The 25,740-nt window shown below is 65.0% G+C and carries 20 protein-coding genes; 10 read left to right on the top strand and 10 right to left on the bottom strand.

Going from position 1 to position 25,740, the window contains the following annotated elements; translation table 11 throughout:
* The first annotated feature begins 65 nt into the window (after positions 1 to 65).
* The 7 genes from GB927_RS29940 (at position 66) to GB927_RS29910 (ending at position 7,023) form a co-directional block, all read left to right on the top strand.
* On the top strand, positions 66 to 1,469 hold the full coding sequence (locus GB927_RS29940) for an FAD-binding oxidoreductase (RefSeq protein ID WP_256120880.1): 1,404 nt from the start codon (positions 66 to 68) through the stop codon (positions 1,467 to 1,469).
* A gap of 24 nt (positions 1,470 to 1,493) precedes the next feature.
* Positions 1,494 to 2,282, top strand: a complete 789-nt coding sequence (locus tag GB927_RS29935; RefSeq protein WP_256120879.1) for an SDR family oxidoreductase — start codon at positions 1,494 to 1,496, stop codon at positions 2,280 to 2,282.
* 277 nt (positions 2,283 to 2,559) lie between these two features.
* The gene (locus GB927_RS29930) at positions 2,560 to 3,852 is read left to right on the top strand and encodes an Hsp70 family protein (protein ID WP_256120878.1); all 1,293 of its coding nucleotides are present in this window, start codon (positions 2,560 to 2,562) and stop codon (positions 3,850 to 3,852) included.
* Between the two features lie 45 nt (positions 3,853 to 3,897).
* Entirely contained in the window at positions 3,898 to 4,755 is an 858-nt protein-coding gene (locus tag GB927_RS29925) for a uracil-DNA glycosylase (protein WP_256120876.1), read from the top strand.
* Positions 4,756 to 4,965: 210 nt separating this feature from the next.
* A complete protein-coding gene (locus GB927_RS29920) occupies positions 4,966 to 5,145 on the top strand; it encodes a hypothetical protein (protein ID WP_256120875.1) in 180 nt (59 codons plus the stop codon).
* A 58-nt stretch (positions 5,146 to 5,203) separates the two neighbouring features.
* A complete protein-coding gene (locus GB927_RS29915) occupies positions 5,204 to 5,347 on the top strand; it encodes a hypothetical protein (protein ID WP_256120874.1) in 144 nt (47 codons plus the stop codon).
* 389 nt (positions 5,348 to 5,736) lie between these two features.
* Entirely contained in the window at positions 5,737 to 7,023 is a 1,287-nt protein-coding gene (locus GB927_RS29910) for an MFS transporter (RefSeq protein WP_256120873.1), read from the top strand.
* Here GB927_RS29910 and GB927_RS29905 read toward each other — a convergent pair.
* Complete coding sequence (locus tag GB927_RS29905) at positions 7,014 to 7,952, bottom strand: DMT family transporter (protein WP_256120872.1); 939 nt, start codon at positions 7,950 to 7,952, stop codon at positions 7,014 to 7,016. The two genes, GB927_RS29910 and GB927_RS29905, sit on opposite strands and share 10 nt — an antisense overlap.
* A gap of 331 nt (positions 7,953 to 8,283) precedes the next feature.
* Between GB927_RS29905 and pepN the strand changes: the two genes are divergently transcribed.
* On the top strand, positions 8,284 to 10,929 hold the full coding sequence (pepN, locus tag GB927_RS29900) for an aminopeptidase N (protein WP_256120871.1): 2,646 nt from the start codon (positions 8,284 to 8,286) through the stop codon (positions 10,927 to 10,929).
* Between the two features lie 102 nt (positions 10,930 to 11,031).
* Here pepN and GB927_RS29895 read toward each other — a convergent pair whose 3' ends face one another.
* A complete protein-coding gene (locus GB927_RS29895; RefSeq protein WP_256120870.1) occupies positions 11,032 to 11,400 on the bottom strand; it encodes a VOC family protein in 369 nt (122 codons plus the stop codon).
* 75 nt (positions 11,401 to 11,475) lie between these two features.
* Between GB927_RS29895 and GB927_RS29890 the strand changes: the two genes are divergently transcribed.
* Both GB927_RS29890 and GB927_RS29885 read left to right on the top strand, forming a co-directional pair.
* Positions 11,476 to 12,222: a helix-turn-helix transcriptional regulator gene (locus tag GB927_RS29890; protein ID WP_256120869.1), complete on the top strand. Its 747-nt coding sequence runs from the start codon at positions 11,476 to 11,478 to the stop codon at positions 12,220 to 12,222.
* Between the two features lie 117 nt (positions 12,223 to 12,339).
* Positions 12,340 to 14,688 carry a PAS domain-containing sensor histidine kinase gene (locus tag GB927_RS29885; protein WP_256120868.1) on the top strand — a complete coding sequence of 783 codons (2,349 nt, stop codon included), beginning with the start codon at positions 12,340 to 12,342 and terminating at the stop codon, positions 14,686 to 14,688.
* Between the two features lie 12 nt (positions 14,689 to 14,700).
* On the opposite strand, the gene GB927_RS29880 is transcribed toward GB927_RS29885, so the two are convergent.
* The 8 genes from GB927_RS29880 to ccmI all read right to left on the bottom strand — a co-directional run bounded on the left by GB927_RS29880 (position 14,701) and on the right by ccmI (position 25,724).
* A complete protein-coding gene (locus GB927_RS29880; RefSeq protein ID WP_256120867.1) occupies positions 14,701 to 17,649 on the bottom strand; it encodes a bifunctional [glutamine synthetase] adenylyltransferase/[glutamine synthetase]-adenylyl-L-tyrosine phosphorylase in 2,949 nt (982 codons plus the stop codon).
* A 49-nt stretch (positions 17,650 to 17,698) separates the two neighbouring features.
* Positions 17,699 to 19,114 (bottom strand): sensor histidine kinase, encoded by a 1,416-nt coding sequence (locus GB927_RS29875; RefSeq protein ID WP_256120917.1) that lies wholly within the window; start codon positions 19,112 to 19,114, stop codon positions 17,699 to 17,701.
* A 13-nt stretch (positions 19,115 to 19,127) separates the two neighbouring features.
* Positions 19,128 to 19,811, bottom strand: coding sequence for a response regulator transcription factor (locus GB927_RS29870; protein WP_256120866.1), 684 nt, complete (start codon positions 19,809 to 19,811; stop codon positions 19,128 to 19,130).
* Positions 19,812 to 19,927: 116 nt separating this feature from the next.
* Positions 19,928 to 21,496 (bottom strand): Do family serine endopeptidase, encoded by a 1,569-nt coding sequence (locus GB927_RS29865; RefSeq protein ID WP_256120865.1) that lies wholly within the window; start codon positions 21,494 to 21,496, stop codon positions 19,928 to 19,930.
* A gap of 226 nt (positions 21,497 to 21,722) precedes the next feature.
* The gene (locus GB927_RS29860; RefSeq protein WP_256120864.1) at positions 21,723 to 22,181 is read right to left on the bottom strand and encodes a cytochrome c-type biogenesis protein; all 459 of its coding nucleotides are present in this window, start codon (positions 22,179 to 22,181) and stop codon (positions 21,723 to 21,725) included.
* Entirely contained in the window at positions 22,178 to 24,163 is a 1,986-nt protein-coding gene (locus tag GB927_RS29855) for a heme lyase CcmF/NrfE family subunit (RefSeq protein WP_256120863.1), read from the bottom strand. The genes GB927_RS29860 and GB927_RS29855 overlap by 4 nt, the downstream gene beginning before the upstream one ends.
* Complete coding sequence (ccmE, locus tag GB927_RS29850) at positions 24,160 to 24,609, bottom strand: cytochrome c maturation protein CcmE (protein WP_256120862.1); 450 nt, start codon at positions 24,607 to 24,609, stop codon at positions 24,160 to 24,162. Before ccmE ends, GB927_RS29855 begins: the two co-directional genes overlap by 4 nt.
* A complete protein-coding gene (gene ccmI, locus GB927_RS29845; RefSeq protein ID WP_256120861.1) occupies positions 24,606 to 25,724 on the bottom strand; it encodes a c-type cytochrome biogenesis protein CcmI in 1,119 nt (372 codons plus the stop codon). Before ccmI ends, ccmE begins: the two co-directional genes overlap by 4 nt.
* Positions 25,725 to 25,740 lie beyond the last annotated feature (16 nt).

Below are 25,740 nucleotides of genomic sequence, written 5' to 3'. Positions count from 1 at the left end.
TTGATTCCGGATCACCATCCGACTAGGCATTTGCGGCCAGCCACCAGGCCAGAGGGACCCGTGCCATGACCGAGATTATCCGATCGCTGCAACGCGACTTGAACGATTTCGGCGAGGCTCTTCACCTTGTCGGAAGCGAGCGGCTGGCGAACCGGCATCCCGGCGAGCATCGCGACAATTTTGGCGCTGGCGCCCTGGCCGAGCCGGCAACGCCGGAGGCCGCCGCCGCGGTGGTGCGCTGGTGCCTCGAAAACGACGTGCCGATCGTGCCGCAGGGTGGCCGCACCGGGCTTGTCGGCGGCGGCATCAGCCGGCCGGGCGAACTGATTCTCTCCACCGCGCGGCTCAACCGCATCGAGGCGATCGATCCCCTCGCCCGCACCGTCACCGTCGGCGCCGGCGTCACCTTGCAGGCGCTTCAGGAGGCGACGGCCGAGGTCGGCCTCATTCCCGGCATCGACCTTGCGGCGCGCGGCAGTGCGACGATCGGCGGCATGATCGCCACCAATGCCGGCGGCATCCTGGCCTTCCGCAACGGGGTGATGCGCCACCAGGTGCTCGGCATCGAGGCCGTCATGCCGGACGGCACGCTGTTCAGCGACCTGACGCGCGTGCTGAAGGTGAGCGCCGGGCCGGACATCAAGCAGCTCCTCATCGGCTCGGAAGGCGCCTACGGTTTTGTCACCCGTGCGGTGCTGAAACTCGAAAGTTTCAACCCGATGCGTGCCACGGCGCTCGTCGGCCTGCGCGATGCGAATTCCGCGCTCGCGCTCATCGCGCATTTCCGCGCCCAGCCGGCCTTGCAGCTCGAAGGCGCGGAACTGATGTGGCAGCGCTACCTGCGCGACAGCGCGGGCGACAAAGGTTTCGACCTCGGCTGGCTGGAGGACGACACGCCGGCGATCCTGCTGATGGAGGTTTCCGCCGAAAGCGAAGAGCAGGCGCGCGAGGCGCTGGAAGAAGGTCTCGCGGCGCTCTGGGAGGAACACGGGCTGACGAGCGGCATCGTCGCCGCCTCGCTCGACCAGGCGCGCCGCTTCTGGGCGCTGCGCGAGGACGGCGACTTCATGTACCGGCATTTTCCCGCCGCCCCCTCCTACGACGTCTCGGTGCCACCCGGTTCGCTCGACGACTATGTCGCCGGCCTGCGGGCGCGGCTGAACGCCATCGACCCCGGCTTCGACGCCTATGTCTACGGCCATATCGCGGACGGCAACCTGCACCTTTCCGTCATCGGCGAGGGCGTCACGGCTCGGGCGCTGAAGGCGCCGATCGAGGATGCGGTCTATACGGGCGTTGCGGAATTCGGCGGCAGTTTTTCCGCCGAGCACGGGGTGGGAACCGAGAAGCGCCGTGCCTATCTGATCTATGGCAACCCCGCCCGCCGTGCGGTGGCGCAGGCGATCAAGGCGGCGCTCGACCCGAAAAACCTGTTCAATCCGGGCAAGGTGCCCTACCGCGCCGACTGAGCCCCAGCACTAGGAGACATCGCCATGGACCTCGGCATCGCCGGCAAACGCGCCCTCATCCTCGCCTCCTCCCGCGGCCTCGGCAAGGGCATCGCCGTGGCGCTCGCCCGCGAGGGCGCGCATGTGCTGCTCTGCGGCCGCAGCGCCGAGACGCTTCAGGCGAATTGTGACGCGATCAATGCGGACGGTTTGGGCCGCGCGGACTGGGTGCAGGCGGATCTCGGCGACGAGGGCTTTGTCGAGACCATCGTGAAAGGCGTTGCCGACAAGTTGGGCGGCGTGGATATCCTCGTCAACAATTCCGGCGGGCCGACGCCGGGCTCGACCGAGGACATGAGCGAGGAAAAACTCGCCACCTACTTCAATTCCATGGTGCTGAGGATCATCACCCTCACCAACCGGCTGCTGCCCGGCATGAAGCAGCAAGGCTGGGGCCGCATCCTGACGGTCGCCTCCTCCGGCGTCATCGAGCCGATCTCCGGCCTCGCGCTTTCCAACACGCTGCGCCCGGCGCTTGCCGGCTGGTCGAAAACACTGGCGACGGAAGTTGCGCAACACGGCATCACCAGCAACATGCTGCTGCCCGGCAGCATCATGACCGACCGCTTGAAGAGCCTGGACGCCGCGGCCGCCGAACGCAGCGGCAAGAGCGTGGACGACGTGCGCGCGGCCTCGGAAAAGGCCATTCCCGCCCGGCGCTACGGCACGGTGGAGGAATTCGCGGCCACCGCCGCCTTCCTGTGCAGCGCGCCGGCAAGCTATGTCACCGGCAGCCTCGTGCGCTGCGACGGCGGAGCGGCGCGCTCAGTCTAGGGCCAATCGCCATTCAGTTCAGGCCGTGCCGAAAATGGTGAGTTTCCGTGGTCCGGAGCACAGCGTACTTTCGGTACGTGAGCACCGGAAGCGCGGAAGATCGCCATTTGCAGGCCGGCATGGATTGAGTGGCGATTGGTCCTAAGCGCTTGCCATCGGCGCCGGCCTGTGCCATCTGGCGCCCTCTCCCAATTCCGGGCGCGCGCTGACGCGCCCTTTTCGCGCGCGGGCTTCACGCCTCGCTTCAAGACAATTCGACGATCATAGGGGCACGGCGATGGCACGGGCACTCGGGCTTGATTTCGGCACCACGAACACGGTCATGGCGCTTTCGACGGGCGGCAGCGACACGCAGTCCATGACCTTCACCAGCAGCGTCGGCGTTACCGACACGATGCGCACGGCGCTCTCCTTCATGAAGGACCCGGTGGTCGGCGCGCAGGCGTTGAAGGTCGAGGCGGGACAGGCGGCGATCCGCCAGTTCATCGACAATCCCGGCGACTGCCGCTTCCTGCAATCGATCAAGACTTTTGCGGCGAGCGCGCTGTTCCAGGGCACGCTGATCTTCGCACGCCGGCACGCCTTCGACGACTTGATGGAAATCTTCCTGCGCCGGCTGAAAACCTATGCGGGCGACGAATGGCCGGGGGACGTGTCGCGGGTGATTGCCGGGCGGCCGGTCCAGTTTGCCGGCGCAAGCCCGGACCCGGCGCTGGCGCTCGAACGCTACAATGCGGCGCTGACCCGGCTCGGCTTCCCGGAAATCCACTATGTCTACGAGCCCGTCGCGGCCGCCTATTATTTCGCGCAGACGCTGAAGAGCGATGCCACCGTGCTGGTCGCGGATTTCGGCGGCGGCACGACGGACTATTCGCTGATCCGCTTCGAGCGCAAGGCAGGCCAGTTGTCGGCAACGCCGATCGGCCATTCGGGTGTCGGCATTGCGGGCGACCATTTCGATTCGAGGATGATCAGCCATCTCGTGGCGCCGGAAATCGGCAAGGGCACCTATTTCAAGAGCTTCGACAAGCTCCTGGAAGTGCCCTCCGGCTACTACGCCAACTTCGCCCGCTGGAACCAGCTTTCGATCTTCAAGACGACGCGGGAATTCACCGATCTCAAGTCGCTGGTCCGCTCGGCGATCGAGCCGGAAAAGCTGGAGCTCTTCATCGACCTTGTCGAGCATGACGAGGGCTATCCGCTCTATCAGGCAATTTCCGCGACCAAGATGGCGCTTTCCGGCGCCGACGAGGCGGAATTCCATTTCTCGTCGCTCGGCAGCGCCGGCCACAAGACGGTCAGGCGCGCCGATTTTGAAGAGTGGATTGCACCCGACCTCGCCCGCATCGAAGGTGCGCTCGACGAGGTGCTGGAGAAGACCAACACCGCGCCTGATGCCATCGACAAGGTGTTTTTGACCGGCGGCACCTCCTTCGTGCCGGCCGTGCGGCGCATCTTCACCCGCCGTTTTGATGAAACCAAGATCGAGAGCGGCGGCGAACTGCTCTCCATCGCCCACGGCCTGGCGCTGATCGGCGAAAGCGACGACGTCGCCGAATGGGCGGCGTGAGCGCGACGCTTTCCTCGCCGGGTTCGCTTCGCTAAGGTGCAGGGCATGAACACCGCGCGAGACCTCAACCCCGACCAGCTTCGATCGCTCCTGCATTTCTATGCGGATTCCGGCGTGGAATGGCTGTTGGAAGAAGAGGCGGTCGATCGCATCGCCGAATTCGAGGCGATGCGCGCTACGCGCGGCGTAGTCCCGCAGCGCGAGGCAGCGCCCGTGCCGCAAGCACCGGCCCGGGCGCCCGCGCGGCAGGAACAGCCGCGCCCTGCGGCCGCCGCCCCCCTGACGAATGTCGCCATCCCGGACAGCCAGGCGGTGGCGGAGGCCGAGCTTGCCGCCAGCAGCGCACGCTCGCTCGATGAGCTGCGCACAGCGATGGAGGCCTTCAACGGCTGCAACCTCAAGACCAGCGCCCGCTGCCTCGTCTTCGCCGAGGGCAAGGCCAAACCCGCCGTCATGGTCATAGGCGCCATGCCGAATGCCGAGGACGACCGCGACGGCCAGCCGTTCTCCGGCCGGCAGGGCGCGATGCTCGACCGCATGCTCGCCGGCATCGGGCTCGCCCGCGCCGACCTGCTCATCACCAATGTCGTGCCCTGGCGCCCGCCCGGCAACCGGCCGCCGTCGCAGCGCGAGGCGGATATATGCCGTCCCTTCATCGAGCGGCAGATCGCGCTCGCCGAGCCGAATCACCTGCTCGTGCTCGGCAATTTTGCCGCGCGATTCCTGTTCCGCTCCAACGATACGATCCACCAATTGCGCGGCGAATGGCGGGAGATCACGATTTCTGGCCGAAATATCCCGGCTTTTGCGACTTTGCACCCGCAGGATCTGGCGACAGCGCCGATCAGCAAGCGCCTTGCCTGGCAGGATCTGCTCGCTTTTCGTGCAGGGCTCAGCGGCTAGATAGACAGCCTCCCTCAGTCTTTTCAATGGCTTGGCAATCAGCACCTGTGCGCCGTCCCACAATGGGTCGCGATTCTGCCTCAAGCATGAACAAATTGTTTCAGCAGCCATGCGAATTGCACATATCTGCCGGGCAGAATGTCGCATTGCAAAATTCATGTTGCGGCGCAATATAAGAGCACGGGAGGACAGGATTTAAGGAACAGACCTATGACCGCCGCCCGCTTTCGGCCCATCCATTCGAGCTTCGAGACGCTCCGCCACTCCGGTCTTCGTGCCGGCCATGGTTTCGGCGGCATCGCTGCCCCGGCCAACGAGCAGCTCACGGCCACCGGCTTCGCCCGTATCAACCGCCCCGTTCAGCTCTTCTCCGAGTTCATCCAGCGCTGATACGCGGGTGCTGCGCCAGACGGCGCCGCCCGATGCAACCCGAACCCAGGAGCAAACCATGGCCGCCTTTCGCAAGTTGATGTCCGACATCGCCGACATCCGCGCCGCCGTGAACGCCGCCCGGGAATATTCCGTGCTGGCCTCGCTGCCGCGCGATGCGGCGCAGCGCCGCGATCCGCTCAAGGCCTTCCTGCCCAACTGACGGCCGGCCATGGCTTTGAAAGCCACCGGCGCTATGGTAATGTTTCCCTCGTGAGGAGGTGAGACGACTTTCCTCCGGTGGAGACCGGGCTGAAGCCCGATCTCCGTTTTCTTAGCTGATGGTCAGGGTGAACCGCCAAGTCCTGAACCTGATCGTCAGCGTAAGCCGGATTTTCAATCGTCTCACCTCCTTTCATTGCGCCGAGGCTTTTGCCTCTACAGTTCCCTTTAGCACAACCGTGCCGGGAATTCTCTCCCCTCCTGAACCTCCCGACGATCTTCCTGTTTTTTACGTCAGCCGCTGTCGCAGTGGACAGCGCAACGCGTCCGCAATAGAGCGACACTCGCACATTGAACGCGCCGCGCGGCGCCACTCCTGCGGAGCCCCCCATGCTGGCGAGCCTCGTCTCCATTCTCAGCCTGATGCTGTCCACCCTGCTGATGATGGTGGCCTTCGGGCTGCAAAGTTATGTCGTGCCGGTGCGCGCGGTCGCGGAGGGATGGTCGACGCAGACGATCTCGATGATCGCCACCGGCTACACGATCGGTTTCACGCTCTCCTGCATCGTCACGCCGAAATTCGTGCTGCTAGTCGGCCATGTGCGCGTTTTCGTGGCGCTGATCACGCTGCTCGCCATCGGCATCCTGCTTTGCGCGCTCGTCGTCGACTGGCGCGCCTGGATGCTGTTTCGTGCCATGTCGGGTTTTGCCATTTCCGGCAGCTATCTCATCATCGAGAGCTGGCTGAACGAGCGGGTGACCAATGAGAACCGCGGCTCGATCTTTTCCGTCTACCTGATCACCACCATGGTCGGCACGATCGGCGGGCAATATCTGGTGCCGCTCGGCGACCCGTCCAACACCTCGCTCTTCATTCTCTGCGGCATCATCTTCTCCGTCGCGCTGCTGCCGACCGCGCTCACCTCCTCGCCGCTGCCCGCACCGCCGACGCAGGCGCGGTTCGATGTGGCAAAACTCTACCGGCGCTCACCGGTTGCCGTGATCGGCGCGTTCCTCGCCGGTGCGCTCTCCGGCGCCTGGCTGAACCTCGGCGGTGTGTTCACCCAGCGCATCGGCCTTTCGACGGCCGAGGGCGCCACGCTGCTCGCCTGCGTGCTGCTCGGCAGCGCCATCGCGCAAATCCCGATCGGCCGCGCCTCGGACCGCATGGACCGCCGCCTCGTCATGGTCGCCTGCGGCCTTGTCGGCACGCTGTCCTGCCTTGCCATGGCTTTCGTTGCCGGCGGATCGCCGGTGCTGCTCTATATCGTCGCAGCCTTCGTCGGCTCGGTGATCTTCCCGATCTATGCGCTCAACGTCGCGCATGCCAACGACCGCGCGCAGCCGGACGAATATGTCGAGGTCTCTTCCGGCATGATGATCGTCTATGGCGTCGGCACGATTTCCGGGCCGCTGATGGTCGGGCCGATCATGGATCGCTTCGGGCCGGGCTCCCTCTTCGTCGTGCTGGCAGTCTATTTCCTGCTTTACTGCGCCTATGCCGCCTGGCGCATCAGCCGGCGCGAGGCCAATGACGGCCTGGTCGCCAAGACGGATTTCCAGGCGATGACCGCGCAGCCATTGGGTGCGGACGCCGCCGCCGGCGCTCTCCAGCCGGATGCGGTGACGGAGGAGCGCCTGGAGGACACGACCACGCCGGACTGGCGTCAGCCCTGAGGGGTCTGGTGTTTCAGCGCCGCGCGGCGCTTCAGGTCGAGCTGGTGCTCGCGCAGGATGACGAAGATGCCGGCAACGACGACGATGGCGGTGCCGGTCAGCATGGTGCCGGTTGGCACGTCGCCGAACAGGAAATAGCCGATGATCAGGCCGAGCACGATCGAGGTATATTCGAACGGCGCAATCGTCGAGACATCCGCATAACGGTAGCTCTGCGTCAGCATGATCTGCGCGATGCCGCCGCAGAAGCCGGCAAGCGCCATCAGGCCGAGCGCCTGCCAGCTCAGCTCGGTCCAGCCGAACGGCAACGTGCCGAGCGAGAAGATCGAGGCGAACAGCGAGAAATAGAGCACGATGGTCGGCGTGCGTTCGGTCTGCACCAGCTTGCGCACCAGCACCATGGCGATGGAGCCGAGCACGGCGAAGGCCAGCATGGCCAGCGCGCCCATCGCCTCCGACGAGCCGAAGCCGCCATCGCGAAACAGCGTCAGGCGCGGCCAGCTGATGATGGCCACACCCACCAGCCCGACGAGAACGGCTGACCAGCGATAGATGCCGACCTTCTCCTTGAGGAAGACGGCGGCGATGACCACGGTGACGAGCGGCAGCGCATAACCGAGCGCGATCGATTCCGGCAGCGGCAGGTGCACCAGGCCGTAAAAGCCGAAGCCCATGGACAGGATGCCGATGATCCCGCGCTTGAAATGGCCGAAAATGTCATTGGTGCGAAACGCGCCGCGCAACTGGCCCTGTGCCGCAAGAAAGACGATGATCGGCACCATGGCAAAGGCGGAGCGCAGGAAGGTGATCTGCCCGGCCGGAAGATCCTTGCCGGCCGCCTTGATGAGCGTGGACATGCAGAGAAAGATCACCACGGAGGTAACCTTGAGGAAAATGCCCCGCATGGGGTTTGGGTATGGCATGTCCATGGGGAACTCGTCACGACCGGCTGGCCGTGGCATCAGGCGTTGAGAAAGACCGGAGAACCGATACAGAGGATTGCAAGTCTAGCGGGATTGGCCGCCGGATGGGATCAATTCTGGTGATGCGTCGCGGATATTTTTGATCGGAACCGGGCGATCCGGCGCCAGTGGACCTTCTGTGCCAACAAGGCACAAAATTGTGAATGGGGGTCGGCTGGAAATGAGATGTTAAGCGAATAAGCATATCTATCCATGGAACTGGGGGCAGACCGTCCTTGTAGCCCGTAGCGTTGCACAGAACTTTACGGGCCGGACGGCAAAAATGCAGGACATATCCATGCGGACAGAGAACGGCCGGATCATTCATCTGGCAGATTATCGCCAGACCGACTTTGTTCTCGAGCGCGTCGATTTGACCTTCGAACTGGATCCGACGGAGACGAAGGTCGAGGCGCGACTGATCTTCCATCGCCGCGAAGGCGCCGATCTTGCCGCACCGCTGGTTCTCGACGGCGACGAGCTCGTCATGACCGGCCTGCTGTTCGACCAGATGGAGCTGGACGCCGCACGCTACGACGCGACGCCGGATAGCCTGACGATCCGCGACCTGCCGGCGACGGAGCCCTTCGAGATCACCATCACCACGATGATCAATCCGGAGGCGAACACCCAGCTGATGGGCCTCTACCGCACGAACGGTGTCTACTGCACCCAGTGTGAGGCGGAAGGTTTCCGCCGCATCACCTATTTCCCCGACCGGCCGGACGTGCTGGCGGTCTACACGGTCAACATCATCGCCGACAAGGCGAGCTGCCCGCTGCTCTTGTCCAACGGCAATTTCCTGGGCGGTGCGGGTTACGGCGAAGGCAAGCATTTCGCCGCCTGGTTCGATCCGCATCCCAAGCCCTCATACCTCTTCGCGCTGGTCGCCGGCGATCTCGGCGTCGTGGAAGACACGTTCACCACGCTGTCCGGCCGCGAGGTGACGCTGAAGATCTATGTCGAGCATGGCAAGGAGCCGCGCGCGGCCTATGCGATGGACGCGCTGAAGCGCTCGATGAAATGGGACGAAGAGGTGTTCGGCCGCGAATACGACCTCGACATCTTCATGATCGTCGCCGTCTCCGACTTCAACATGGGCGCCATGGAGAACAAGGGGCTCAACGTCTTCAACGACAAATACGTGCTCGCCGACCCGGAAATCGCGACCGACCAGGACTATGCGAATATCGAGGCGATCATCGCGCACGAATATTTCCACAACTGGACCGGCAACCGCGTCACCTGCCGCGACTGGTTCCAGCTGTGCCTGAAGGAAGGCCTGACGGTCTATCGCGACCACGAATTCTCCGCCGACCAGCGCTCGCGCGCGGTAAAACGCATCGCCGAGGTGCGGCACCTGAAGTCGGAGCAGTTTCCCGAGGATGCAGGTCCGCTGGCCCATCCGGTACGCCCGACGAAATACCGCGAAATCAACAACTTCTATACGACGACCGTCTACGAAAAGGGCTCCGAGGTGACGCGCATGATCGCGACCATCGTCGGCCGGGACGGTTTCAAGAAGGGCATGGACCTCTATTTCGAGCGTCATGACGGCGATGCCGCGACGATCGAGGATTTCGTCAAATGCTTCGAGGAGGCGAACGGCGTCGACCTCACGCAGTTCTCGCTCTGGTATCACCAGGCCGGCACGCCGCTGGTCAGCGTCTCGTCGAGCTACGACCAGGGCAAGGGCGAATTCACGCTGTCGCTGGAACAGATGATCCCGCCGACGCCCGGCCAGAGCACGAAAGAGCCGATGCACATTCCGCTGCGCTTCGGCCTGATCTCCGCCGACGGCTCGGAGGTGACGCCCGCCACCAGCGGCGCCGAGGTGACCGGCGACGTGCTGCACCTGAAGGAGCGCCGCCAGACGGTGACCTTCTCCGGCGTTACCTCGCGTCCGGTCGTTTCGCTCAACCGCAGTTTTTCGGCGCCGATCAACCTGCATTTCGAGCAGGCTCCGGCCGACCTCGCCCATATTGCACGCCATGACAGCGATCTCTTCGCCCGCTGGCAGGCGCTGAACGACCTGGCGCTTCCCAACCTCGTGGACGCGGCGCGCAAGGCGCGCGCCGGCACGTCGGTCGAGACGAACCCGGTTCTTGCCGACACGCTGATCGCCATTGCCGGCGACGAAACCCTGGAGCCCGCTTTCCGGGCGCAGGCGCTCGCCTTGCCGTCCGAATCCGACATCGCGCGCGAGCTCGGCAGCAACAACGATCCTGACGCCATCCGCACCGGCCGCGAGGCCGTGCTCGCTTTCGTGGCGAATCGCAACCCCGCCGTCTTTGCAGACCTCTTCGAGCGCCACCGCATCGAAGGTGCCTTCACGCCGGACGCGGAAGGCGCCGGCCACCGGGCGCTGCGCAATGCGGCACTTGCCTATCTCGCCGTCGCCGACGGCACGCCGGCCCGCGCCGTGGGCGCTTTCGCGGCGGCCGACAACATGACGGACCTCAGCGCGGCACTCACCGTGCTCGCCCACCGTTTCCCCGATGCGCCGGAGACGGCGGCAGCGCTCGAAACTTTCCGCGCGCGCTTTGCCGACAATGCGCTGGTCATCGACAAGTGGTTCTCCATCCAGTCGACCATTCCGGGCGATGGCGCGCTGGAGCGCGTTAAGGCACTGATGGAAAGCCCGCTTTTCAACAAGACGAACCCGAACCGCATGCGTGCGCTCGTCGGCACCTTTGCCTTCTCCAACCCGACCGGCTTCAACAGGGCGGACGGCGCAGGCTACCGGTTCCTCGCCGAGCAGATTCTGGAAATCGACCCGAAGAACCCGCAGCTCGCCGCCCGCATTCTCACCTCCATGCGCTCGTGGCGCGCGCTGGAGGAAGTGCGCTCCGACCACGCCCGCAACGCGCTGCGCAGCATTGCCGCGGGCGAAAAGCTGTCGTCCGACGTGTCGGACATCGTGGAGCGCATGCTGAAGGGCTAGAGCATTTCCAGCCGAAGCGGAATCGCTTCGGCGTCGGATAATGCGGTAAAACAATACCCTAGAACAATTCCGGATTTACCGGAATTGTTCTAGTCTCCTCGGTTAATTGGCCGGCGGGCAGACGCGGATGCGATGGCCATCTGGATCGAGCGCGACGAAGGTGCGGCCGAAGACGGCGTTGAACGGTGGCTGCTCGATCGCGACATCGGCCGCGCGCCATTCGTCGTGAAGCCGGTCGATGGACGCGTTGTCTTCCGCGACGATGGCGATTTCGCTGCGGTGCCCGGTGCCCGAGGAGACGAATTCCGAGGAACTGGTCGACCACAGGCCGAGGCCAAGGCCGTTCTCGAACCGGAATGCGACAAAGCCCGGAGACTGCGCCACGGGCGCATGGGCAAACAGCTTTTCGTAAAACAGTCCGCTTGCTGCCGCGTCTTCGACATAGAGAATGAGGAGATTGGGAGCCGTCATGGGGATCGTCCTTTGTTTGCGTTGACGGGATGATCTTTAGGCGACACCGCTGCCAAAAACTGGCAGTATGTTGCCATGGCCCGATCCGAAAGACTGCTCGCTCTCCTCCAGATCCTGAGACGCCACCGCCATACGGTGAGCGGTGCCACGCTTGCCGGCGAACTCGGCATCAGCATCCGGACGCTCTACCGCGACATCGCCTCGCTACAGGCGCAGGGCGCGGATATCGAGGGAGAACCCGGCGTCGGCTACATCCTGCGCCCCGGCTTCATGCTCCCGCCGCTGATGTTCTCGCAGGGCGAACTGGAAGCCTTGATGCTCGGCTTCCGCTGGGTGCAGAAATTCGCCGACGCCCCCGTGACGAAGGCCGCGACGGACGCCCTTGCCAAGATTTCCGCGGTGCTGCCGGCGGAATTGCGCGAGGAGTTGGAGAGTACGGCGCTGCTGGTCGGGCCGCGGCGCATCGTCGACAGCGAAGTCGTCGATCTTGCCCTGATCCGCACGGCGATCCGGCGGGAGCGGAAGCTGCGGCTCTCCTATGCAGACAGTGTCGGCGCGCTTTCGGAGCGAACCATCTGGCCCGTGGCGCTCGGCTATTTCGAGGACACGCGGATGCTGGTTGCCTGGTGCGAATCGCGGCAGGGCTACCGGCATTTTCGCACGGAACGCATGCTGGCGCTCGCCATGCTTGAAGAGCGTTTTCCGCGCCGGCGCGCGGCGATGCTGAAGGAATGGAAGGAGACGGAGGCCGGTCCGCGTCGTCCGATCGGAGCCGAAGCCGGCACGGACACTCCTTCGGCAAATGCAAAATCCCAACCATAAGAAATGGTTAAAAAACTTTAACCCTTTCCTCTGGACAAGCGGAATCACAATTGATTCATTAGGGTAGATTCGGGCGAGCGGCGCGCCGAATCACGAAAAGGTACAAGGTTTAAGACTATGGCGGACGCGCAACGAGGACGCGCAGCCGGCGGGTGGACTCGTCTCAAATTTCCGGGAATGGCGGCCTGGGAAGATGAACTGACGGGACAGGCGAAGATATTCGCCGGACCTGCCGCACGGCATCTGACACGGGCCGAGCCCGTGCTGAAGCGGTCGATACCGATCCTGATCATCGCATTCCTGTTCGTGGTGGCCATCTCGCGCATGGTCGGCATCCTGGTCGAGCACGACCGGATGGACACGAGCGTACGCGACACGACCTCGCTGACGGCCCTGGCTGTCGGCGCCGTCTTCTCCGGCCGCATGGCCGACAGCCTGGCGAAGTCCGACCGCATGGCGGTCGAGGCGGCGCTCACCCTCAACCTGCCGCAGGACCGCATGCAGCCCGGCGGGCTGGTGCTCTTCGTCGAGGAGAAGGGCCACGTCTTCGGCGCTTCGCTTGCGGCGGCGCAGTATGTCGGCCAGTCGCTCGCGCGCTTCTCGCCCGAGCTAGCGGCCAGCCAGTATTTCGGCGAGCAGGCCGGCGTCTTCCGTGCCCGCATCGGCGGCGAGGAATATTACGCCTCGCTCGTGCAGATGCCCAAGAAGGGCGGCTTCATCATCGTCGCCAATCCGCTGGGGCAGCTCGCGGTGTTCTGGCGCGACGAGGTGGCGCTGAACGTCACGCTGTTCTCCGGCATTTCGGCGATCCTGCTCGTCATCCTCTACGCCTATTATATCCAGGCGAAGCGCGCCCGTGATGCGGACGCGATCTTCGCGGAATCCAACCTGCGCGTCGAGACCGCGCTTGCCCGTGGCCGTTGCGGCCTGTGGGATTTCGACCTCACCAGCCGGCGGCTGTTCTGGTCGCGCTCGATGTATGAAATGCTCGGCATGCCGGCGCGCGACAGCGTGCTGTCCTTCGGCGATGCGGCGCGCCTGATGCACCCCGACGACGACGGCATCTACCAGGTCGCGCGCGCCGTCGCCCGCGGCGAGGCCAAGCAGGTCGACCAGGTGTTCCGCATGCGCCATGCCGAGGGGCATTACGTTTGGCTGCGCGCCCGCGCCCAGCTCATTCGCATGGCCTCCGGTCGCATGCATATGATCGGCATCGCAATGGACGTGACCGAACAGCACCGGCTCGCCCAGCGCTACCAGGAAGCCGACCAGCGGCTGGCCGACGCCATCGAATGCACCTCGGAAGCCTTCGTGCTGTGGGACAAGAGCGACCGGCTCGTCATGTGCAACGCGCATTACCAGCAGGCCTACGGCCTTCCCGACGACGTGCTGGTGCCCGGCACGGAACGCGCGGCGGTGCATGCCGCGGCCGCCCGCCCGGTCATCGAGCGGCGCATCGCCGATGCGGACGGCACCGGCGCGTCGCAGACCAGCGAGGTGCAGCTTGCCGACGAGCGCTGGCTGCAGATCAACGAGCGGCGCACCCGCGACGGCGGCCTCGTCTCCGTCGGCACGGACATCACCATGATGAAGCGCCACCAGGTGCGGCTGCGCGAATCCGAGCGCCGGCTGATGGCGACCATCGGCGACCTTTCGGCCTCCCGCGCCAAGCTGGAGCGACAGAAGTCGGAGCTCTCCGTCGCCAACGCCAATTACCAGGCGGAAAAGGAGCGCGCCGAGGCGGCGAACCGCGCCAAGTCCGAATTCCTCGCCAACATGTCGCATGAGCTGCGCACGCCGCTCAACGCCATCCTCGGCTTTTCCGAAATCCTGCAAAACCAGATGTTCGGCCCGATCGGCTCGGACAAGTACCGCGAATATTCCCGCGACATCCACGAAAGCGGCAAGCATCTCCTGAACGTCATCAGCGATATCCTCGACATGTCCAAGATCGAAGCCGGCCATATGCGCGTCAGCTGCGAGACGATCGACCTCGCGCCGCTGATCGAGGAGACCCTGCGTCTCACCATGTTGCAGGCGGAGAAGAAGCAGATTCAGGTGCGCCAGGCCTATCCGGACAATCTGCTGACGGTCGCCGATCGACGCGCCATGAAGCAGATCCTGCTGAACCTGCTGTCGAACGCCATGAAGTTCACCAATGCCGGCGGCGAGGTGGAAGTGCGGGCGCGCCGGGTGGATGGCGCGGTAACGCTCACCATCGCCGATACCGGCATCGGCATCCCGAAATCCGCCCTCCAGAAGATCGGCCAGCCCTTCGAGCAGGTGCAGAGCCAGTACGCCAAGAGCAAGGGCGGCTCCGGCCTCGGCCTCGCCATCTCCCGCTCCCTCGCCCACCTGCACGGCGGCGCCATGCGCATCCGCTCGCTGGAAGGCAAGGGCACCATCATCTCCGTGCGCATTCCCGACCGGGAACGCCTCGCAGCACTGCATCTCGTGGCGGCGTGAAGACCGCGACGGTCAGCCCTTGACCGTCGCCTGAAAGATCTTGCGCACCGCTTTGGACAGCCGCCGGATTTCGGCTTCCAGCGTGCGCAGGTCCGGGCAGTCTCCGGCGCGGCAGACGAGGTCGATGAGGCCGGCCGGGGCTTCCTTGGGGTCGAAGCCGCCGTCGATGCAGAGACGGACGATCTGCGAGATCTCCGTGTAGAGCGTCAGCGCCTTCTGCACCGTATCGAGGTCGTTCGGGTCCATCATCTCGGCACCGAGCAGCGCCAGCGCATCGGCCGTCGGCAGCACCTTGTCCGGCTGGGCCGCCCCCTTCGCCGGCGCCACGAGCGCCAGGAACTGGGCGATGAACTCGATGTCGATCAGCCCGCCGGCGATGAGCTTCAGGTCCCAGATGTCCTTTGGCGGCTTTTCCTGATCGATGAGCGTGCGCATTTCGGCGACGTCCTTGGCGATCTTGCCGACCTCGCGCTTGCGCCCGAGCACGGAGCCAAAAATCGCCTGCGCCTCTGCCGCGAGGCTCTCGTCGCCCGAAAGCACGCGGGCGCGCGTCAGCGCCATGTGCTCCCAGGTCCACGCCTCCTCCATCTGGTATTTGGCAAAGGAGGTGATGCGGGTGGCGACCGGGCCCTTGTTGCCGGAGGGGCGCAGCCGCATGTCGACCTCGTAGAGCACGCCTTCGGCGGTCGGGGCGGAGAGCGCCGCGATCAGCCGCTGCGTGATGCGGGTGAAATATTTGATGTTGTCGAGCGGCTTGGCGCCGTCCGATTCGAACGCGTCGCCGTCGTGGTCGTAGAGCAGGATGAGGTCGATATCGGAGCCGGCGGTCAGCTCGAAGCTGCCGAGCTTGCCCATGCCGACCAGCGCCACGCGCCCGCCGGGGAATTTGCCATGCGCCGCCTCGATCTCCTCCAGCACGGCCTTCAGGGCGGCGGCGACGATGAGGTCCGCCACATGGGTCAAGGCGCGGGCGGCCTGCCTGCCGGTGATGGCGCCGGTGAGGAGCCGGATGCCGATCAGGAAGCGCTGTTCGGCGGCGATGATGCGCAGGCGGTCGAGGATTTCCTCATAATGCCGGGCGCCGGAAACGAAACCATCGATGCGCTCGGAAAGGTAGGCGCGCGTCGGCAGCTCGGCAAGCAGGCTCGGGTCGAGCATGCCGTCGAAGACATGGGGCTTGGCGGCAATCACCTCGGCAAGCCGCGGCGCCGACGACATGATGTTGACGATGAGGGACAGCAGGGCGGGATTGTTGCCGAGCAGCGAGAACAGCTGGATGCCCGCCGGCAGGCCGGAAATGAAACTGTCGAAGCGCAGCAGCGCCTCGTCCGCCCGCTTGCTCTCGCCGAAGACGCTGAGCAGCTGCGGCGTCAGCTCCGTCAGCCGCTCGCGCGCCTCCACCGACTGCGTGGCGCGGTAGCGGCCGTAATGCCAGGTGCGGATGGTGCGGGAAATGTCGGCGGGGCGCTCGAAGCCGAGGCGCTTCAGCGTGTCCAGCGTATCCGGATCGTCCTTCTGGCCGGTGAAGACGAGATTGCCGGTCTCCGACGAGAGTTTTGCCTCCTGCTCGAACAGCGCCGCATAACGCCGCTCGACGGTCTTCAGCACCGAGACGAGTTTTGCGGAAAAGCCGGCCGTATCCTCGAAACCCAGCATGAAGGCGATGCGCTTCAGCTCGGCTTCCGTTTCCGGCAGAAGATGGGTCTGCTCGTCGCGGACCATCTGGATTCGGTGCTCGACATCGCGCAGGAACCAGTAGGCTTCGGTCAGTTCGCCGGCCGTCGCCTCGTCGATCCAGTTGGCCTTCGCCAGTTCCGAAAGCATCGGCTCGGTGGCGCGCAGCCTGAGCGCCGGCACGCGACCGCCGGCGATCAGCTGCTGGGTCTGCACGAAAAACTCGATCTCGCGGATGCCGCCGCGGCCGAGCTTGACGTTGTGGCCCTTCACCGCGATCTCTCCATGGCCCTTGTGCACATGGATCTGCCGCTTGATCGAATGGATGTCGGCAATCGCCGCATAATCGAGATATTTGCGGAAGACGAAGGGCACGAGGTCTTTCAGGAAGGCCTCGCCGGCCTTGATGTCGCCGGCGATCGGCCGCGCCTTGATGAAGGCGGCGCGCTCCCAATTCTGCCCCCTGCCCTCGTAATAGAGCATGGCCGAATCGACCGAGATGGCAAGCGGCGTTGCGCCCGGATCAGGCCGGAGACGCAGGTCGGTACGGAAGACATAACCGTCGCCGGTGCGCTCCTGCATGATGCGGATCAGCCGGCGCACGAGACGGGAAAAGGTCTCGACGGCCTCGTTTGCATCGACCGCGATCTGCGCCATCGGATCGAAGAAGATGACGAGGTCGATATCGGAGGAATAGTTGAGTTCCGAGGCGCCGAGCTTGCCCATGCCGAGCACGATGAGGCCCGATCTGTCGCTCGGATGCGCGGGATCGGGCAGCTTCAGCTTGCCGCTGTCATGCGCCGACAGGAGGAGGTGGTCGATGGCGGCGGAGGTCGCGGCGGTCGCGAGGTCGGTCAGCAGCGCAGTGGTTCGGCGCGCGTCAAAAATCCGGGCAAGATCAGCGAGCGCGGTGAGGAAGGCGACCTCGCGCTTGGCGACGCGCAGCCGGGTCATCAGCACGGCTTCCGTCACCTCGCCGGCCGGCTGCCAGGCGTTTCGCGCACGATCGATCGCGGCGTCGATGGCGGGCAGGATCGGCTCTTCGAGCGCGCGGACGAGCAGGCCGGGGTCGATGCGCGCGGTGTCGCGCAGATAGGGCGAGAGGGAAAAGGCCGCGACGATGAAGTCCTTGAGCGGCCCCTCCTCACCGAGGAGCTTGGCGATGGCGGCGTGGTCCCTGCCCCAATCCTTGAGATCGGAGAGCACCGACTTGACCTCCGCCTGGCTCAAGGGCCGGATCGGGCTCGTCGAAAGATCGGAAAACCGCGTCGTTTCCGTTGCGCTCATGATGTCTCCTCGGCAAGAGCTTTTGCTCGCTCGTTGCCGACGAGCTGTATCAGTCCGCAACGACGGGGAAAACCATGCGGACCGTCAGCCCCCGATTGTTTTCCCGCTCCGGATGGGTGGAATCGAGCTCCAGCCGGCCGTGATGCATCTCCATGACGGCGACGGCCAAGGACAGGCCGAGGCCTGTGCCGGGCTTGGAGCGGCTGGCATCGAGGCGCACGAAGCGCTTTACCACGTCGTCGCGCTTGTCTTCCGGCACGCCGGGGCCGCCGTCGGCAACGGAGAGCACGACGTCACCCTCCCGAAGCGCAAGCGAAATGCGGATTTCCGGTTCGCCGCCGCTGCCCTCGGCATATTTCACCGCATTGTCGATGAGGTTGCCGAGCGCCTGGCCGACGAGTTCGCGGTTGCCCTTGATCTCGATACCGTCGGCAATCTCCGTCACGAGCTTGAGCCCGCAATCCTCGGCCACCGGCTCGTAAAGCTCGGCGCTATCGTGCGCGATGCCGCTGATGTCGATCGCGCTCATTTCCGCCGGCGCCTGGCCGGCCTCGACGCGGGAGATCATCAGCAGCGCATTGAAGGTGCGGATAAGCTGGTCGGATTCAGTGATCATCTCCTCCAGCGCCGTGCGGTGATCGGTCTTCTCGCCGCCGGCAAGGGCCGCCTCCGCCTTGTTGCGCAGCCGCGTCAGCGGCGTCTTCAGGTCGTGCGCGATGTTGTCGGAGACCTGCTTCAGGCCCTCGTTCAGCTTCTCGATGCGGCCGAGCATGGTGTTGAGCGATTCGGACAGGCGGTCGAACTCGTCGCCGGAACCGCTCGTCGGCAGGCGCTGCGAGAGGTCACCCGCCATGATGCGCTGGCTGGCGCCGGACATGCGATCCATGCGCTTCAGCGCATTGCGGCCGATGAGATACCAGATGGCAAGCGCGCCGACGCCCATGACGCCGAGCGCCACCATCAGCGCCTGGCGCACCAGGTTGCGGAAATTCTCCGGCTCGCCAAGGTCGCGGCCGACGAGCACGCGAAGCCCGTTGGACAGCACGCTCACCTGCGCATAGGCCATCGGGCGGTTGTTGCCGCGCGCCTCCTCCTGGTAGCGCTGGTAGCGGAACGGCGTTTCCGTCCAGCCCTCGGTGTCGAGCACGCCCGGTTGCAGCGAGGCCACGTTGCCGGCCAGCACCTCGCCCGTCGGGCTGGCGATGACGTAGAGATTGGCGCCCGGCTGGCGCGAGCGCCGCTCCAGCGTGCGCAACAGGCCGTTCATGCCATTGTTGTCAAAGACACGCTCGATCTGTTCGGTCTCCTGCGCCACCGCCTCGCGCATCTGCTGCTGCAGCAGGTTTTCCGACATGGAGGAGACGTAGAAGACGAGGAAGGCCGCGCAAGTGGCAAACAGCAGCAGATAGACCGCGGAAAGGCGCACCGCGGTCGTACGGTAGAGAGCGGTCAGCCGGCCGAGCATTCGATGCATGAGGTCAGCCCACCGCCTCGTCCTTCATCATGTATCCGGCGCCACGCACCGTGCGCAGCAGCGGCTGGTCGAAATCCTTCTCGATCTTCGAGCGCAGCCGCGAGACATGAACGTCGATGACATTGGTCTGCGGGTCGAAATGATAGTCCCAGACGTTTTCCAGCAGCATGGTGCGCGTCACGACCTGGCCGGCATTCTTCATCAGATATTCGAGCAGGCGGAATTCGCGCGGCTGGAGCAGGATCTCCTTGCCGGCGCGCTTGACGGTGTGGGAGAGCCGGTCGAGCTCCAGGTCCCCAACGCGGTAAACCATGTCCTGCTCCGGCGTGCCCTTGCGGCGGCCGAGCACTTCGACACGGGCGAGAAGCTCGCTGAAGGCGTAGGGTTTCGGCAGGTAATCGTCGCCGCCGGCGCGAAGCCCGGTCACCCGGTCGTCGACCTGGCCGAGTGCGGAGAGGATGAGCACGGGCGTGTGGATGTTGCGGCGGCGCAGCTCGGAGATCACCGACAGGCCGTCACGGCGCGGCAGCATGCGGTCGATGACCAGCACGTCATAGCTGTTTTCGGTGGCGAGGAAGAGGCCGCTTTCGCCGTCGCTCGCATGGTCAAGCACGATGCCCGCCTCGCGAAAGGCCTTCGAGAGATAGGCGGCCGCCTCCAGATCGTCTTCCACAATCAATATCTTCATCGTCCGGACCTTACAGCATGTTCAGCGGGACTTGGCTAGACGCGCGAAACCCCGATGCGGCAGCGCCGCGAAACCTTGCGATTTCGCGGCGCCGTGGATCGAGTTGACGGAGCCGGTCAGCCCTGGTCGATCGGCAGCGCCAGGAAGCGGCTGCCATCATTGGTCTCGACCTGGAACAGCGCCTTGGAGCGGCCGTCCTTGCGGGCGTTGTTGATGACCTTCACCACGTCGTCGGCAGACTTCACGGCCTGGTTGTTGACGGAGGTGATGCGGTCGCCTTCCTTCAGGCCGCGGTCGCTGGCGTCGGAGTCCGGGTCGACGGCGGAGACCGTCAGGCCCTTGTCGTCCGGGGTGACCGTGATGCCGAGATCGGCAAGCGCCTGCTCGCTGGCGGGGGCTTCCGGTTCGGCTTCCTCGGTGGTGCCCGTCGCGGCCTGGATCTGCTCGCCGGCAAGCGTGCCGATCTCGACCGAGACGTTCTGCGCCTTGCCGTCACGCCAGACCGAAACGTCGACCTTGGTGCCGGGCGACATGTCGGCGACGCGGCGGGCGAGGTCACGCGGGTCCTTGACCGGCTCGCCATCGAGCGCCGTGATCACGTCACCCTTCTGGATGCCGGCCTTGGCGCCGGGCGAGTCCGTCTGCGGTTCGACAACGAGGGCACCGGCGGCGTCCGCCAGGCCGAGCGAGTCGGCGATGTCGCGGCTCACCGGCTGGATCTGCACGCCGAGCCAGCCGCGGTCGACCTTGCCGTCCTTCATCAGGTCGGCGACGACGCCCTTGGCGACGGACGCCGGAATGGCGAAGGCGATGCCGACATTGCCGCCCGACGGCGAGAAGATCGCGGTGTTGATGCCGACGACCTGGCCGTTGAGGTTGAAGGTCGGGCCGCCCGAATTGCCGCGGTTCACGGCGGCGTCCACCTGGAGGTAGTCGTCATAGGGACCGGAGCCGATATCGCGGCCGCGGGCCGAGATGATGCCGGCCGTTACCGTACCGCCGAGGCCGAACGGGTTGCCGACAGCGACGACCCAGTCGCCGACGCGGATCTGGCTGTCATCGGCGAAGCTCACATAGGTGAACTTGCGCTTGTCCTTGTCGTCGACCTTCAGCACGGCGAGGTCGGTGCGGCTGTCCTTGCCGATCAGCTTGGCATCGAGTTCGGTACCGTCGTTCATGACGACGGTGAAGGCCGAACCGTCGTTGACGACGTGATTGTTGGTGACGATGTAGCCGTCTTCGGAGATGAAGAAGCCGGAACCCTGCGAGGTCGGGCGCAGGTGCGGCTTGCGGTCACGGCGATCGCCGAAGCGGCGATCCGGGCCGCGGTCGCCGCGGAAGCCGTCCTGGCCGCCGAACTCGCGGAAGAAGCGTTTCAGCGGATGATTGTCCGGCAGTTCATCAAGATCGCGACCGCCGAAGTTGAAGCTGAAGTTGTTGCCGCCCTCATCGGAAGCCGGCTTGATGTCGGACTGGACGCGAACGGAAACCACGGCCGGCGAGACGGCCTGGACGACGTCGGCGAAGCTCGCAACCTGCGGCGCCTGGACGGAAACGGCCTCTGCAAAACTCTCGGTAACACGCGCGGGAATGCCGGTCGCGAGCATAACGGCCGCAAGTCCGGCGACGGTGGTCGTCTTCAGTACGGTCTTGAGGTTGGGACGGAATGCTGAAATCTTGGACATTCTTTGCACCTTTTCTCTTACTTCATGGCCGCGTTCGGCAGCCGATGGAGAAGAGATAGGCTCGCGCACATTACGGCGCACTATCCGCAGCATGAATTTTTCGTAATGTTGGAGAATTCCGGGTCAAAGCAATTCCAGCAAAAGTGCGGAACGCGGTTTTGCGTCCGGAACTGCGCGAAAAAAAGAGGTAGAGCGTTTTCGCGATTCGAAGAAAAGCGGAAATGCTCTAGTCGCGCTTGAGTGCGCGTTCGAGCTCGGCCTTTTCCGCCTCGGAAAGCGGCGTACCGGTCGGCTTGCCGCCGCGCTTGCGCACGAACAGCACCATCGCCGCCGCCCCCGCGATGAACAGCACGATCGGCGCGCCCCAGAGCAGCAGCGTCTCGCCGCGCAGGCGCGGGTTCAAAAGCACGAATTCGCCATAGCGCGAGACGACATAGTTGATCACCGCCTCGTCGCTGTCGCCGTCCTTCAGCCGCTCGCGCACGAGAAGGCGCAGGTCGCGGGCGAGCTCGGCATTCGAATCGTCGATCGACTGGTTCTGGCAGACCATGCAGCGAAGCTGGGACGACAGTGCCCGCGCGCGCGCCTCCAACGCCGGATCAGCAAGCACTTCGTCCGGATTGACGGCAAAGGCCGGGAATGCCGCGAGCAGGAACGCTGCGGCAAGCAGCAGGCGGCGCATCATTCCGCCGCCTCCAGCGCCGGCTTCACCTTGCGCACCTTCTGCGGCGCGCCGACGCGCAGGCGCCGGTCGCACAGCGAAACGACACCGCCCGCCATCATGATCAGCGCGCCGAGCCAGATGCACAGGATCATCGGCTTCCACCAGACGCGCACGACGATGCCGCCATCCGCCATCGCATCGCCGAGCGACACATAGAGCTGGCTGAAGCCGAAGGTGCGGATGCCCGCCTCCGTCGTCGGCATGCGGCGTGCGGTATAAAGGCGCTTGGAGGACCAGACATCGGTCACCGTCACGCCGCTACGCGCCACCGTGAAGTGGCCGGATTCTTCGGAATAGTTCGGCCCCTGCCCGCGCCGCATGCCGTCGAAGGTCAGCACGTAGCCGCCCGCCTCGACCTGCATGCCCGGCTTCATTTCCACAACATGTTCCGTCTCGAAGGCCGTCACCGCGATGACGCCGATCACCATGACGCCGACACCCATATGGGCGAGTGCGGCCCCGAAAGCCGAGCCCGGCAGGCCCATGAAGCGGCGGAACGCGACATTGCGCGTCACCTTGCCGAGACCGGCGCGCAGCCACAGATCGGTGATCGCCCCGGCGATCATGTAGAAGCCGATGGCAAGCCCGAAATAGGCCAGCAGAGGCCCGCCGTTCTGCGCATAGACCACCGCAGCCGCCAGCAGCAACCCGACACCGACCGCAGCAAACAGCCGTTGCCCGGCCGCAAGCACATCACCGCGCTTCCAGGCGAGCAGCGGCCCGAACGGCACCGCCAGCAGCAGCGGCAGCATCAGGAGGCCGAAGGTCAGGTTGAAGAAGGGCGGGCCGACAGAGATTTTCTCGCCCGTCAGCGCTTCCAGCACCAGCGGATAGAGCGTGCCGGTCAAAACGGTTGCCGCCGCGGTCGTCAGGATCAGGTTGTTGAGGACGAGCGCGCCCTCGCGCGAAATCGGCGCGAAAAGCCCGCCGGCCTTCAGCGTCGCGGCCCGGAAGGCGAAGAGCGACAGCGCGCCGCCGATGAAGAAGACGAGGATGGCGAGAATGAACACGCCGCGCGTCGGATCGGTCGCAAAGGCATGCACCGAGGTGAGCACGCCGGAGCGCACGAGGAAGGTGCCGAGCAGCGACATGGAGAAGGTGAGGATGGCGAGCAGCACCGTCCAGATCTTCAGCGCCTCGCGCTTTTCCATGACAAGCGCGGAGTGCAGCAGCGCCGTGCCGGCAAGCCAGGGAATGAAGGATGCGTTCTCCACCGGATCCCAGAACCACCAGCCGCCCCAGCCGAGTTCATAATAGGCCCAGTAGGAGCCCATCGCGATGCCGGCGGTCAGGAAGCTCCAGGCGGCGAGCGTCCACGGCCGCACCCAGCGCGCCCAGGCGGCATCGATCCGCCCGTCGATCAACGCCGCAATGGCGAAGGAGAAACAGACGGAGAAGCCGACATAACCGAGATAGAGCAGCGGCGGATGGATGGCGAGGCCGATATCCTGCAGCACCGGATTGAGGTCCTTACCCTCGGCCGGCGCCGGCGAAAGCCGCAGAAAAGGATTGGACGTCAGCAGGATGAACAGCGCAAACGCCGTAGAGATCAGGCCCTGCACCGCCAAGACGTTGGCGCGCAGCCGCTCCGGCAGGTTGGCGCCGAAGGTGGCGACCAGCGCGCTGAAGAAGACGAGGATGAGCAGCCAGAGCAGCATCGAACCCTCATGGTTCCCCCACACGCCGGAGATCTTGTAGATCATCGGTTTCAGCGAATGCGAATTCTCCCAGACATTCGCCACCGAAAAATCGGAGACAACATAGGCGAAGGTCAGCACCGAGAAGGAGAAGAGCACCAGCAGGAAACCGGCAAGGGCCGCGGCAGGCGCCACCGCCATCAGCGAACGGTCGCCCCGGATGGTGCCGATCAGCGGCAGCACGGACTGGACGATCACCGTCGCCAGCGCCAGAACCAGGGCATAGTGTCCAAGCTCGATGATCATTTGATCGTTTCCTTGCCGGAGAGTTCCACGCCCTGCGCCTTCAGCCGGTCCGCCACGTCCTTGGGCATATAGGTCTCGTCATGCTTGGCGAGCACCGTGTCGGCGACGAAAAGCCCGTCCGTGCCGAAGGCGCCTTCCGCCACCACGCCCTGCCCCTCGCGAAACAGGTCGGGCAGGATGCCGGTATAGGTCACCGGCACCGTGGAGAGCGTGTCCGTCACCGTGAAGGTGATGGTCGAGCCCTCGCCGCGCTTCACTGTGCCGTTTTCGACGAGGCCGCCGAGCCGGATGCGCGTGCCGGGCGGCACATTGGCCTTGGCGAGATCGCCCGGCACATAAAAATAGGCGATCGACTGGCTGAAGGCGAACATGACGAGCAGCACCGCCGCGACCAGGAAGGCCACCCCGCCGCCGATCACCGCCAAGCGTTTCTGTTTGCGTGTCATTGTCCGCCGCCCTCAGCCGAAATCGATAGGTCCTTGGCCAGCGCCAGAAGCTGTTTGCCGTTCTCGCTCGCCGCCGGGAAGGTTTTGAGCGCCGTCTGTAGAGCAGCCTCCGCCTTCGGCCTTTGATCCAGCACAACATAGGAACGGATGATGCGCATCCATCCTTCGAAATTGTCGGGATTTTCCTGAAGTTTCGACGCAAGGCTTTCGACCATGCCGGCGATCATCTGCTGCCGGTCGCCCGTCGCCATGCCCTCGGCCGCCGCGACGTCCTCCGCCGTCGGATTGCCGAGCTGGTTTTCCCCCAGGGATGCGATGTGCCGGTTGACCAGCGGCAGCCACGGCGCATCCGCCGGCGCTTCCTTCGCCAAAGCCTCGAAGGCGGCGCGGGCTTCCGGCTTCTTGCCTTCCTGCTCCAGCGCCAGCGCGAGGTAATATTTTGCGCGCGGATTGTCCGCCTTCAGCTTCAGCGATTGTTCGAGCTGCACGCGCGCCTCGGCGGTCACGATGCCGTTCGCAAGCGCAATCAGCGTTTCCGCATGACCGTCCAGCCGCTCGGGGCTGGCGCCCAGCAGGCGGATCGCCTGGGAGAAGGCATTCGCCGCATCCTCCATGCGCCCGCCGCGATAATAGATCGGCGCCAGCAGGTCCCACCCCGCCCCATCCTGCGGATTGCGCGCCAGATGGTTTTCGGCGCGCGCGATCAGCATGTTGATGTCGTTGCCGGGATTTGCCAGGCGCTCTGCGAGCGGCTGGGCCGGAAGATCCGGCCGCCCGCCCGCGATGTAAAGACAGAGCCCGATGGCGGGCAGCATCACGATCACGAAGACCTGCGCCATCAGGTTTCGGCGCTCGGCCGGGCTTGCCCGGCCCTTCGCCTCGGCCTTGCTGGCGGCGATCAGCCGGCGCGCCACTTCCGCGCGCGCAAGCTCCGCCTCGGTCGCGCCGATGAGGCCCGTCGCCTGATCGCGCTTCAATTCTTCCAGCTGGTCGCGATAGACTTCCACGTCATGGCTGTCGTCGCCCGCGGCCACCACGGGGCGGCGCAGCAGGGGAAGGAGCAGGATGGCGGCGACTGCGGCCGTCAGGATGGCGACAAGAATCCAGAAAAGCATGACAGATCAAATACTG

Origin of the sequence: Shinella lacus (assembly GCF_010994755.1) — a bacterium.
GTDB lineage: Bacteria > Pseudomonadota > Alphaproteobacteria > Rhizobiales > Rhizobiaceae > Shinella > Shinella lacus.
Note: the sequence above shows the minus strand (reverse complement) of the source record. Positions and strands in the feature narration are given on the sequence as shown.

What these genes read in the sequence shown, in the direction of transcription:
- GB927_RS29935 (WP_256120879.1), top strand. Translation starts at nt 1,494, where the DNA reads ATGGACCTCGGCATCGCCGGCAAACGCGCCCTCATCCTCGCCTCCTCC.
- GB927_RS29895 (WP_256120870.1), bottom strand. Translation starts at nt 11,400, where the DNA reads ATGACGGCTCCCAATCTCCTCATTCTCTATGTCGAAGACGCGGCAGCA.
- pepN (WP_256120871.1), top strand. Translation starts at nt 8,284, where the DNA reads ATGCGGACAGAGAACGGCCGGATCATTCATCTGGCAGATTATCGCCAG.
- GB927_RS29860 (WP_256120864.1), bottom strand. Translation starts at nt 22,181, where the DNA reads ATGATGCGCCGCCTGCTGCTTGCCGCAGCGTTCCTGCTCGCGGCATTC.
- GB927_RS29880 (WP_256120867.1), bottom strand. Translation starts at nt 17,649, where the DNA reads ATGAGCGCAACGGAAACGACGCGGTTTTCCGATCTTTCGACGAGCCCG.
- GB927_RS29870 (WP_256120866.1), bottom strand. Translation starts at nt 19,811, where the DNA reads ATGAAGATATTGATTGTGGAAGACGATCTGGAGGCGGCCGCCTATCTC.
- GB927_RS29885 (WP_256120868.1), top strand. Translation starts at nt 12,340, where the DNA reads ATGGCGGACGCGCAACGAGGACGCGCAGCCGGCGGGTGGACTCGTCTC.
- GB927_RS29930 (WP_256120878.1), top strand. Translation starts at nt 2,560, where the DNA reads ATGGCACGGGCACTCGGGCTTGATTTCGGCACCACGAACACGGTCATG.
- GB927_RS29905 (WP_256120872.1), bottom strand. Translation starts at nt 7,952, where the DNA reads ATGGACATGCCATACCCAAACCCCATGCGGGGCATTTTCCTCAAGGTT.
- GB927_RS29875 (WP_256120917.1), bottom strand. Translation starts at nt 19,114, where the DNA reads ATGCTCGGCCGGCTGACCGCTCTCTACCGTACGACCGCGGTGCGCCTT.
- GB927_RS29910 (WP_256120873.1), top strand. Translation starts at nt 5,737, where the DNA reads ATGCTGGCGAGCCTCGTCTCCATTCTCAGCCTGATGCTGTCCACCCTG.
- GB927_RS29890 (WP_256120869.1), top strand. Translation starts at nt 11,476, where the DNA reads ATGGCCCGATCCGAAAGACTGCTCGCTCTCCTCCAGATCCTGAGACGC.
- GB927_RS29940 (WP_256120880.1), top strand. Translation starts at nt 66, where the DNA reads ATGACCGAGATTATCCGATCGCTGCAACGCGACTTGAACGATTTCGGC.
- ccmI (WP_256120861.1), bottom strand. Translation starts at nt 25,724, where the DNA reads ATGCTTTTCTGGATTCTTGTCGCCATCCTGACGGCCGCAGTCGCCGCC.
- GB927_RS29920 (WP_256120875.1), top strand. Translation starts at nt 4,966, where the DNA reads ATGACCGCCGCCCGCTTTCGGCCCATCCATTCGAGCTTCGAGACGCTC.
- GB927_RS29855 (WP_256120863.1), bottom strand. Translation starts at nt 24,163, where the DNA reads ATGATCATCGAGCTTGGACACTATGCCCTGGTTCTGGCGCTGGCGACG.
- GB927_RS29925 (WP_256120876.1), top strand. Translation starts at nt 3,898, where the DNA reads ATGAACACCGCGCGAGACCTCAACCCCGACCAGCTTCGATCGCTCCTG.
- GB927_RS29865 (WP_256120865.1), bottom strand. Translation starts at nt 21,496, where the DNA reads ATGTCCAAGATTTCAGCATTCCGTCCCAACCTCAAGACCGTACTGAAG.
- ccmE (WP_256120862.1), bottom strand. Translation starts at nt 24,609, where the DNA reads ATGACACGCAAACAGAAACGCTTGGCGGTGATCGGCGGCGGGGTGGCC.
- GB927_RS29915 (WP_256120874.1), top strand. Translation starts at nt 5,204, where the DNA reads ATGGCCGCCTTTCGCAAGTTGATGTCCGACATCGCCGACATCCGCGCC.